Here is an 11265-nt window from a genome sequence, read left to right on the forward strand (position 1 = left end):
ATAGTCCCTTTTTTGTCGATGCATGCCGTTATCCCAAAACCGGTTCCCACTTTTGGGCGGCGTGTCTTTTAGTTCATGCATGTCGTTGCCCCAAAACCGCATTCCACTTTTGGGCGACATGCATTTAGTGTCCGCGCGTCGCGGCGAGCTCGGCGCCGTAGCGCATCTCGAGAAGTGTTTTCAAGACCAGCGTGACGAGCGCCAGGCCCGCAAGCAATGAGGCGACGGCGAAGGCGCCGACCGCGTTGTACTCATTGTAGAGGATTTCGACATGCAGCGGCATGGTGTTGGTCAGGCCGCGTATGTGGCCCGACACCACGGACACCGCGCCGAACTCGCCCATGGCGCGCGCGTTGCACAGGAGCACGCCGTAGAGCAGGCCCCATTTGACGTTGGGCAGCGTCACATACCAGAAGGCCTGCCAACCATTGGCGCCGAGCGAAAGTGCCGCCTCCTCATCGCCATTGCCCTGTTCCTGCATCAGCGGGATCAGCTCGCGCGCGACGAAGGGGAAGGTGACGAAGACTGTGGCCAGTACAATGCCGGGCACCGCGAACAGGATGACGATGCCGTGCGCCTTCAACCAGCCGCCGAGCAAGCCTTGCGCGCCGAACAGCAGCACATAGACGAGGCCGGAAATGACCGGGGAGACGGAGAAGGGCAGGTCGATCAGCGTGGTGAGGAAAGCCTTGCCCTTGAACTCGAACTTGGCGATCGCCCATGCGGCGGAGATGCCGAAGACGATGTTGAGCGGCACGGAGATCGCCGCCACCAGAAGTGTGAGCCGGATCGCCGAGCGGGTGTCGGCATCGCCCAGCGACTGCAAGTAGGCGCCGATGCCTTTGGCGAAGGCCTCGTGAAAGACGATGATTAGCGGCAGCAGCAGAAAGATGCCGAGGAAGGCAAAGACAATGACCATCAGGACGGCTTGCGCCGGCCTGCTCTCAGTCACCGCCGCTGAGCGGCTTTCGTGATGCGGTTCGTAGGATTTGATCTCCGGGTCAGCCATAGCGCTTGCGGCTCCATGTCTGTGCCAGATTGACGACCAGCAGCATCACGAACGACAGAGCCAGCATGATCGCCGCGATCGCGGTCGCCGCCGGATAATTGTATTCTTCCAGCCGGATGACGATCAGAAGCGGCGCGATCTCGGATTTGTAAGGCAGATTGCCGGCGATGAAGATGACCGAGCCGTACTCGCCGACGCCGCGCGCGAAGGCGAGCGAAAAGCCGGTGATGATGGCCGGCGCCAGGCCTGGAAACAGGATGCGGGTGATGATCTGGAAGCGGCTGGCGCCAAGCGTTGCCGCGGCTTCCTCCACCTCCTTGTCGATCTCCTCCATGATCGGCTGCACGGTGCGCACGACGAAGGGCAGGCCGATGAAAACCAGCGCGATGACGATGCCGAGCGGCGTGTAGGCGACCTTGATGCCGAGCGGCGCCAGGAGGTGGCCGATCCAGCCGTTTGGCGCGTAAAGCGTGGTCAGTGCGATGCCCGCCACCGCCGTCGGCAGGGCGAAGGGCAGGTCGACCATGGCATCGACGACGCGGCGGCCGGGAAAGCGGTAACGCACCAGCACCCAGGCGACAAGCGTGCCGAAGACGACGTTGACCAGGGCGGCGATGAAGGCGGTGCCGAAGCTGATCCGCAGCGCATTGAGGGTGCGGCGGTCGGTTGCGATCGCCCAGAATTCAGGCCAGCCAAGGGCGGCCGAGCGCCATATCAGCCCGGACAGCGGAATGAGGATGATGAGGGTGAGGTAGGCAAGCGAGAAGCCGAGCGTCAATCCGAAACCCGGAATGACACTCGGCTGTCTGAACCGCCACCCCGCCTGCGCGGGTGCTGTACTCATGGAATTCTGGATCGTCCCTTTTATTCAACCAGATTGCTTGTCACCATGGCGCCATGGTCCGAAGGCTTTTGGGAAGAAGCCCGCCCAGGCCTCTTCCCCAGCCACTTACTGGGCCGGCTTGTAGATCTGGTCGAATATACCACCGTCGCCGAAATGATAAGGCTGCGCTTTCTTCCAGCCGCCAAAGAGCGGATCGTCGATGGAGATCAGCTTGATCGCAGGCGTCTTGGGAAGATCCTCGGCCGCGACGAGTTCGGGCTTGGCCGGACGATAGTGGTTCTTGGCGATGATCGTCTGCCCTTCCTTGGAATAGAGCCAGCCCAGATAGGCTTCGGCGACCTTGCGCGTGCCCTTGGCGTCGACATTGGCGTCGACGATCGCCACCGGCGGCTCGGCCAGGATCGATGTCGGCGGGTAGACGAGTTCGAAATTGTCGGCGCCGAATTCGTCCAGCGCCAGGTAGGCATCGTTTTCCCAGGCGATCAGCACGTCGCCGAGGCCCTTTTGCGCGAAGGTCACCGTCGAGCCGCGTGCGCCGGTGTCGAGCACCGGGGCGTTGGCGTAGAGCTTGCCGACGAATTCCTTGGTCTTGGCCTCGTCGCCGCCGTCATTGGCGTTGGCATAGGCCCAGGCGGCGAGATAGTTCCAGCGCGCACCACCGGAGGTCTTGGGGTTGGGCGTGATCACCTGGACGCCGTCCTTGACCAGGTCGTTCCAGTCATGAATGCCCTTGGGATTGCCCTTGCGGACAAGGAAGATGATGGTGGAGGTGTAGGGGGCTGAATTGTTCTCGAACTTGGTGCGCCAGTCGGGATTGATCTTCTTCGACTTCGAGACGATGGCGTTGATGTCGCCTTCGAGCGCCAGCGTCACCACATCGGCATCGAGGCCGTCGATCACGGCGCGAGCCTGTGCGCCCGATCCGCCATGCGACTGCTGGATGGTGACCGTCTCGCCGGTCTCCGCCTTCCAATGCGCGACGAAGGCTTCGTCATAGGCCTTGTAAAGCTCGCGCGTCGGGTCATACGACACGTTGAGGATGGTGGTGTCGGCAAACGCGAAACCGAGCGTGCCGAACTGGACAGATGAGGCGATCAGCGCGCCGAGCAGTTTCTTGAAATAAGGTTTGGTCATTCCCGCCTCCGTTGAACTGAGGCGAACTCTACCGAATTGATAGAATTTAGATGCATTCAATGTTGCCTTTTTTGCCTCTTCGAAGCAAATTTTCGCCGCTTATTGGCTGCATGGAGAAATTTCTTCCTCATGCGGGCGAGGCGGTGAGTCCGATCGCAGATCCCCGCAACGTCGACGATTGGCGAAATCGGCGGTGACAGCCGATCTCCCCACTCGTGGGGGAGATCAGCAGGTCGCGCCGTCGCGCAAAAAACCTATGCGGCGAATCCCTTGCCGGATTCTATTCGACAAACACTTTCACGCTTGCGGCACGCCCCGCGGCATCGATGACTGTCAGCGTCGAATAGCCGGTGCCATCGGGCAGCCAGGTCGCCGTGCGCGTGCGGTCGATGCCGGTGAGCGGCTTGCCATTGGCAAGCCAACGGAACGGCGCGCGGCCGCCCTGCAGCTTCAGCACCAGCGGCGTGGCCTCGGCCGAATTGGTGGCGAGATCGACGCGTGCGCCGTCTGGCGGGAAGATGATGGTCGGCGCGGGCTCCGTCGGCGTCGCCTCGACCAGCCCATCCGAGCCCGCACCAAACCGGGTGAGCGTGACCGGCAACTCGTCGCGCTTCGGGTTCTGGACGCCGGGCGGCCTACCCGGCAGGGGCACGGCGGCAAGGCCGGAACGGACAAAACCCTCGAACAGGATGGGGGCGGCCGAAACATAGCCGGACAGGCCGGGAACCGCGCCGGCATCGGGACGCCCGACCCAGACACCAAGTACGTAGCGGCCGTCAAAGCCGACCGACCAGGCGTCGCGATAGCCGTAGGAAGTACCAGTCTTGTAGGCGATGCCGCGCTGGATGGCGCCTTCCGGCGGCTTGACGCCCGACAACATGTCGATGATCTGCCAGTTCGCCTGATCGTCTAGGATCGTGGCAGTCGAGCCTTGGGCATTGGCCGGCTCGCTGCCATCATGCAGGGAGTGCGTCTTGCCGCCATTGGCAAGGCCCGTATAGAGCTGGACGAGATCGCGCAGCGTCACGCCAACGCCGCCTAGGCCGATGGCAAGACCCGGCGCCTCGTTCACCGGCAGCACCGGCGTCACGCCGGCCTGGCGGAAGCGCGCCATCAGTCGCGCCGGGCCGACCGCATCGAGCACACGGATCGCCGGCACGTTGAGCGACAGCTGCAGCGCCTGCCTTATACTGACATCGCCCTGGTAGCCCATGTCGAAATTCTTAGGCCGATAGCCGCCGAAATCGGCGGGACTGTCCTCGATCAATGTTTCCTGCGCCACCAGCCCCTGTTCGAAAGCGAGGCCGTAGATGAAAGGCTTCAGCGTCGAGCCGGGCGAGCGGATGGTCTTGGTCATGTCGATCCAGCCGGAGCGGCTGGCGTCGAAGAAATTGGCCGAGCCGACTTCGCCCAGGATATCGCCGGTGCGGGCGTCAGCCAGCACCATGGCGACGGACAGGCGGGGCCCGAGTTTGGTCGCGGCGTCGCGCGCCACCTGTTCCAGCCCGGCCTGGACGCTCCTGCGGATCGTCAGTTTCAGGGGCTGGCCGGGGACTGCCTTGGGCAGCATCGCATAGGCGGCGTGCGCGGCCAGCGCCGGAAGCCTGCGCCGTAAGCCTACGACATCGTCGAGCGCGGCGCGCGCGGCCTCGCGATCGCCGATGAGGCCGGCCGAAACCATGCGGGTCAGCACCCGGTCACGGGCGGCGTGCGCAATCTGGAGGTTGCGGTCGGGCCGCCGCCGTTCCGGCAATTGCGGCAGGGCGACGAGCAGGGCGGCTTCGGAAACGGTGAGCCGTTTCGGTTCCTTGCCGAAATAGGCGAGCGAGGCGGCGCGGACGCCTTCCAGATTGCCGCCATAGGGCGCGAGCGTCAGGTAGCGTTCAAGAATCTCGCGCTTCGACAGCCGCCGTTCGATCTGGATGGCGCGCAGCATCTGCTTGATTTTGGAGCCGAGGCTGCGGCTTTCGCGCGGCTCGATCAGCCGCGCCAGCTGCATCGACAGCGTCGAGCCGCCGGACACGATATGGCCGCTAGTGGCGAATTGTCCGGCGGCACGGGCCAGCGCCAGCACGTCGATGCCGTCATGGTCCCAGAAGCGCTTGTCCTCATAGGCGACCAGCATATCGACGAACTGCTTGTCGACCTGGTCGAGCCGGGTTTCGAGCCGCCAGTAGCCGTCCGGCGTGGCGAAGGCGCGCAGCAGAAGGCCGTCGCGATCCTGGACCTCGGTGGAGACCGTGAGCTTTGCCGGGAGCGGAGGCGGGAAGGCGCGGTCGAGTTCCCAGAGGGTGGCGATGGCGATGGCGAGAATGCCGGCACAAGACGCTGCGGTTATGGCCGTCCGACGGAGAAATTTTCTGGAGAGCATGGCGCCGCCCCTCATTGTCCTGCCGGACATTTCTCCCCGTATAGTGACGGGGAGAAAGACGCTGTCGCGGATGGTTTCGCCAATCGCCAAGGTTGCAGAAAAAGTGGCGAAATTCGCGACAGCTCCCTTCTCCCCGTCACGATACGGGGAGAAGGTGCCGGCAGGCGGATGAGGGGCAGCGCCATCGTTCCGTTCATATTCGCACTATCGGCGCCTTACGGCGCCTTCACCTCCATCATGCCGGTGGCGGTGCGGGCCGAATATTGCGGACGGTACATGTCCTCCACCGTTGCCGCCGGATGCGCATAGGTTCCCGGCGTCACGGCGCGCACGACATAGGCGAGGGTCAGATTGTGGTCGTGATCGCCGTCGGCCGGATTGAACGCCGCGACGAAACGGTCGTTGCGGAATTCGAGATGAGCGGCGTCGGTCTGGGTCAGCCAGGAGAAGTTCGACAGTTGGGCGCTGGACACCAGGCCGGGATTGTCGATCTCGAAGCCGGCCGGCAGCAGGTCGGTGATCAGCAGCCGGGATGGCCAGCTGTTCTGTTCGGTGACCTTGAGCACGACGACATAGCGTTCGTTCTGCTTGACCTCCGTCACATTCGCCTCCGTACCATCGAGCCTGTAGTAGGTGCGCTGGATGGTGAAGCCGTCGCCGCTGGCCGGCAGGGGCTCGACTGGTGCGGCCACCGTGGTGACGACCGCCTGCAGCGGCTCCTTGCCGGTGTTGGCGATGGTCAGCGGGCTGTCGGCCAGGTCGGTGCCGGCCAGCTGTTCCGAATAGCCGCCGGCATGAGCCGCACCATTGACGGTCAGCGCGATCGAGTCGTTGCCTTCCTTGAGCGCGCGGGCCGCCAGCAGCATCCAGGATTCGTCCTGGGTACTGGTCCAGTCGGCCTGGGCGCGTTCCCTGGTCACCAGCTTGATCAGCTCCGGCACGATCGACGACACCGGCTTCGATTCCGCTGCCAGCGCCAGCATCGCCGCGCCGTCACGCAGCGGCGAGCCATAGTCCGACCGATAATAATCGTACTCGGTGGTCGTCTTGGCGAGTTGCAGCGCCGTCTTGAAGGTGGCTTCGGAGCGCTGGGTATCGCCATAAAGCGCAAGGCTCGCCGCCAGTTGGCCAACCGCCATCGGACTGGTGAAAGCTTCGAGCTGCGTGTCGGCGTAGTAGCGCAAGTCGCCGATCGAGGCCTTCTTGTTGCGGGCGAGCACATAGAGCGCGTAGGCGATCTCGCTGCCGCGATCCTGGACGCTCTGGTCGTAACCGATCGCGTTCTGCAGATTGTTCAGCGCCTGGCTCATCGCCAGGCTCGGAACGTCGTATTTCTGCTCGCGCGCCCGGGTCAGGAAGTCGGTGACATAGGCGTCGAGCCAGAGGTCGCCCGAGCCCGGACCCCACAGGCCGAAGCTGCCGGCCGAGGCCTGGTAGCTCAACACCTTGTAGATGGCTTCCTGGATGCGGCCATGCAGGTCTGGATCGCTGGCCATGCCTATGCTCGAGGCCATGTCGTTGACATAGAGCAGCGGCATGGCGCGACTGGTGGTCTGCTCGGCGCAGCCATAGGGGTAGCGGTCGAGCGTCATCAGCAGCGACGGCACGTCGAAGGCGGCGGCCTGCGAAACACCGACGCTGACGGAAGCGCCGTCGAGCAGGCTTGCGGCAAGCAGCTCCTTGTCGACGCGCAGCGAGCCGCCATTGCCCTTGAGATCTACAACCATGCGGGTGGTGACGGGCAATTGCGCCGGGCGCACCGGCACATAGAGCGTCTGCTCGACATTGGTGCCGTCGGCATGGGCAAGCTTGATGGTGATCGAGGCGTTGCCCGCCGTCTGGGCGATCAACGGCACGGTCAGCGTCTGCCGCTTGCCCTGCGCCAGCGTCAGCTTTTCGGGCAGGGGCTTGTCACCGGTCGACAGGTCGCCGGTGGTGTCGATCGACAGTTTATAGTCGCCGGCCGGACCATCGGTGTCGGCGACGTCGAGCCGCATGATTGCGGCGTCGCCCGGTGCCAGGAAGCGCGGCAGGCCGGCGGTGATCACCACGGGATCGCGCACGATGACGTCGGTCTGGGCGTGGCCGACGGCTTCCTTGGTCCAGGCGACGGCCATGACGCGCACGGTGCCGTTGAACTGGGGAATGTCGAAGTCGATCCGCGCCTTGCCGTCGGCGTCGAGCTGGACCGGGCCGGAGAAGAAGGCCACCAGCTTTTCGGTCGGCGGACTGCCTTGCGACTGCATGTTGGCGCCGTCGCCGCCGGTCCTGAGCTTGCCGGTGGTGCCCAGCGAGCCATCGATCAGGCGGCCGTAGAGGTCACGCACCTCGAGGCCAAGCATGCGCTGGCCGAAGAACCAGTTCTCCGGATCAGGCGCCTTGTAGTTGGTCAGGTTGAGGATGCCGACATCGACGGCGGCAACCATGACGTAGGCGTTGCTGCCCGGCTGCACGCCGGCGACCGCAACCGGGATCGACAGCTGCTGGCGCGGCACGGTCTTGTCCGGCGGCGTCAGGGTGACCGCGAGCTTCTTCGAGCCCGGATCGACCTTCAGCCATTTCACGCCGATGGCGCGTGCCGGCATGCGCGATTCCTGCGCGTCGCCGGGTCTGAACAGGGTAGCCGTGACATAGGCGCCGGCGCCCCAGTCGTTGCCAACCGGGATATCGACGGTGCTGCCGCCGGCCGGCACGCTTGCCGTTACGGTCTTCACCAGCTTGTCGGCGCCGATGGTGATGAGGAGTTCACCGGCAAAGTGCGGAGAGACCTTGAGCTTGGCGACTTCACCCGCCGCATAGGTGTCCTTGTCGAGGGCGATCTCCAGCCCGTCCGGTGTCTCGGTGGTGGTGGACGAAACATACCAGCCGGCGTCGAACTCATAGCTGGTCGCCGGTCCCTCGGGATCGGCTGTCGCGACCTCAAGCCGGTACTGGCCCCAGTCGACCGGCACCGAAACCGTGGCTTCGCCATCGGCGGTCAGGTCGACCTGGCCGTTGGCGACCGATTTGGTGAAAGGTGACCGGCTCGTAGTTCCAGGAGTTGTTGGAGCGGTACCATTGATAATTGCGTTCGACCTTGACCAGCGACCACTGCGCGCCCTTCAGCGCCTCGCGCTTGCCGTCGGGATCGACGGCGATCAGGCTGAATTTCGCCACGCCGCCTTGCGGCACCTCCCCGCCGTCGAAATCCGGGCGGATGCCGACCATGTGGCCCTGCGGGCGGATGCCGATGTTGAGCGAACGCTCGACGGCGCGGCCGCCGGTTTCGCGCATGCGCACCGTGACCTTGGCGTTAACCAGCTTGGTGGTCGAAGGCATCTGGTCGACCGAGACCGGGAAGGTCGCCTTGCCGTTGTCGCCGACGACCGGCAGGTCGGTGAACGGGGTGACCGATGGCTGGGCCGACTGTTCGTCGGCGAGGCCGAAGACGTAGCCCTTGAAGCGGTCCCAGTCGCGGGCGGTCGACAGCGTCAGTTCGCCTTCCAGCGCAAGACCTGCGGCCGGCGCGCCATAAAGGAAACGACCGTCGACGGTAACATTGGCGGTTTCGCCCCGCGCGATCTCCTGCTTGTCGGCGGTGAGGTCGAACTCGATGCGATCCGGCACGAAATCCTCGACCAGGAACATCTGGCTGGCGACGGCCGGCTGCTTGGGATCGGTATGGATGGCAACCGTCCAGGTGCCGCGCATGGCATTGGGTTGGAGCGCCAGGTCGACGGCATGGCCGCCGGCGGATGTGCCGTCGCTGACGATGCGGCGATCCTCGACGCCGTCGGGGCGCGAGAAGATGAAGGTCAGCGGCAGGTTCTCTACTGCCTTGGCGGACTCGTCGCGGGCGAGGGCTGCGACATGCACCTCCTCGCCGGCGCGATAGATACCGCGTTCGGTCCAGGCATAGACGTCGAGCGCGCCCGGCGCCGGACGTCCAGTGACGCCACGGTCGGACAGGTCGAAGCCGGCGCGACCCATGTCCAGGAAGACGAAGTCGTTGTCACCCTGCTTGGCCATCAGCACGGCCGGCACCATGCCACCTTCGCCGCGCGTCAGGCCGGGGTTGAAGATCGCGTGGCCCTCTGCATCCGACGTCGCGGTGCCGAGGATTTCGTTGTTCTTGGCCAGCAGCGTCAGTTCAGCGCCGGCAATCGGCTTGGCCGATCCTAGCGATCGGGTAAAGACATTGAGCCCATCCTGGCCCGTGTAGGTCGACAGGCCGATGTCGGAGACGACAAACCATTGCGTGGCGATCGAATTGCTGTCGTCGCCATGGCCGTCGACGGCCTTGGCGGTCAACACGTAGACCCCGGGCTTGCGCTGCGGCAGGGCCTGGTCGACCGGGAAGGAGGTGGTGACTTCCTTGTTGAGGTCGCTGGCGATGTCAAGCTGGCCCTGCCAGACCGGCGCGCCCATCTGGTCGGAAATGTTGGAGACGTCATAGCTGTCGAGCTGACGCAGGAACTGGTAGCCGGAGAGAAGCTGGGCCAGCGAACGGTCGCCGATACGGTAGAGCTTCATCTGGGCGACGTTCATGTTGACGGTGACAAGCGGGATGCCGCGCCGCGCGCCGGCGGGCAGCACGAAGCTGTCGCCGGTGAAGCGTGCCGATGGCGCGCGATCCTGCACGTAGATCGACAGCACCACGGGAGCGGCGGTGACCTCGCCGATCGCGGCCGGCAGGCCGGCGCGGAAGGTCACGTCGTAATGCTGGCCGTGTTCGAGCCCTTCGACGCAGATCTGCTTGTCCTTGGCCTCGATGCCTTTCGGCGGAGCGTTGTCGACCGTGACGAACTGGGCGTAGTCGACGCCGGTCTTGACAAGGTCCTCGGAAAACTGGGCGCAGATGCGCGGCGCGCTGGTGTCGGCGTCGACGGAGTGATCGATGACGCGGAAACCCTTGCGCGCCTTCAGGTCCTCATAGTCGGCCTTGACGGCGGCCGAATTGACCAGCGCGAGGCTCGCCTCGTAGGCCTGCAGCGCGGGCCGGAAAAGTTCGCGCTTGTCGAGGCCGGAGCCGAGCAGCGCCAACACTTCGGCGCGGACATTGGTCGTGCGGGACAGCTTGTAGGCATTGAAGGCGGCCGAGGTGGCGTTGGTGGGCAGGGTCGACGCCTCGGAGGTGTTGGCGGCGGGCTGCACGGCCAGCGTTTCGCGCGCCAACTCCAGCCAGAGCTTGCCGTCATCGGGCATGACCGACACCGCGCCTTCATATCTCAGCATCGCCGAACGGTGGTCGCCAGTGCGAGCCGATTGTTCGGCCGCGGTCATCAGCGCCGTCAGCCCATCCGTGGGCTTGATGTAGCCGGGGCCCAGCAGCTTGTTGCGGTATTGCTGCGCCTGGTCGGCCATCCAATCTGGAAAGAAGGCGATGGCGGGCGGGGCGCCGATATCGGGATCGCCGTCGACATTGACGACCTTGCCGGCGACGGCGCCGGTGAACGGCTTCAGGGAATTATAGTCGGATTTGAGAAAACACCATTTGGCCTTGGTGTTATAGGTGAAGGCGCGGCAGGCTGGGTCACCCAGGCATGTCGTCTTGCATTGGTCGAGCGTGACATTCTGATCGGACCGAAGATCGAATCCAAAATAGTCGGAGTTGTCGGTGGTTGCGATTCGCCGGGCCTCGGCCGCTTGCGCGATGCCTCCCCAGGCGAAAAACAGAAGGATCAGGATCGACAGGCCACGAGCCGCGCGCATTGCCATAATACCCTCCCAGACACTGCTTTCGCATCAGCGCGAAGATCGGAATCGATCTTCGAAAAACACGATGCGATGGTTCAAAATCCCAAACCGTACTTTGTACGTCCCAATGGACGCATGTCGCTCCAACGTCCAGCCATGATCAAGCTTCAGTCGGGCTTGTCAACACGAGGACGCGGCAGGTTCCGCCTGCCAACGGTTCCCTTTCCGGCG

At 64.4% G+C, this 11265-nt stretch carries 4 protein-coding genes and 1 pseudogene; all 5 read right to left on the minus strand.

The features are described from left to right. Window positions 1-124: 124 nt before the first annotated feature. The 5 genes and pseudogenes from cysW to LGH82_RS31980 all read right to left on the minus strand — a co-directional run bounded on the left by cysW (window position 125) and on the right by LGH82_RS31980 (window position 11055). Window positions 125-1009 carry a sulfate ABC transporter permease subunit CysW gene (gene cysW / locus LGH82_RS31960; protein ID WP_227346511.1) on the minus strand — a complete coding sequence of 295 codons (885 nt, stop codon included), beginning with the start codon at window positions 1007-1009 and terminating at the stop codon, window positions 125-127. Further along, window positions 1002-1853: a sulfate ABC transporter permease subunit CysT gene (gene cysT / locus LGH82_RS31965; protein ID WP_227346513.1), complete on the minus strand. Its 852-nt coding sequence runs from the start codon at window positions 1851-1853 to the stop codon at window positions 1002-1004. The genes cysW and cysT overlap by 8 nt, the downstream gene beginning before the upstream one ends. A 105-nt stretch (window positions 1854-1958) precedes the next feature. After that, complete coding sequence (locus LGH82_RS31970; protein WP_227346514.1) at window positions 1959-2987, minus strand: sulfate ABC transporter substrate-binding protein; 1029 nt, start codon at window positions 2985-2987, stop codon at window positions 1959-1961. Between the two features lie 280 nt (window positions 2988-3267). After that, window positions 3268-5358: a penicillin-binding protein 1C gene (pbpC, locus tag LGH82_RS31975; RefSeq protein ID WP_227346515.1), complete on the minus strand. Its 2091-nt coding sequence runs from the start codon at window positions 5356-5358 to the stop codon at window positions 3268-3270. A gap of 215 nt (window positions 5359-5573) precedes the next feature. Beyond that, a pseudogene (locus LGH82_RS31980) lies at window positions 5574-11055 on the minus strand (alpha-2-macroglobulin family protein). Window positions 11056-11265 lie beyond the last annotated feature (210 nt).

The organism is Mesorhizobium sp. PAMC28654 (assembly GCF_020616515.1).
GTDB lineage: Bacteria > Pseudomonadota > Alphaproteobacteria > Rhizobiales > Rhizobiaceae > Mesorhizobium.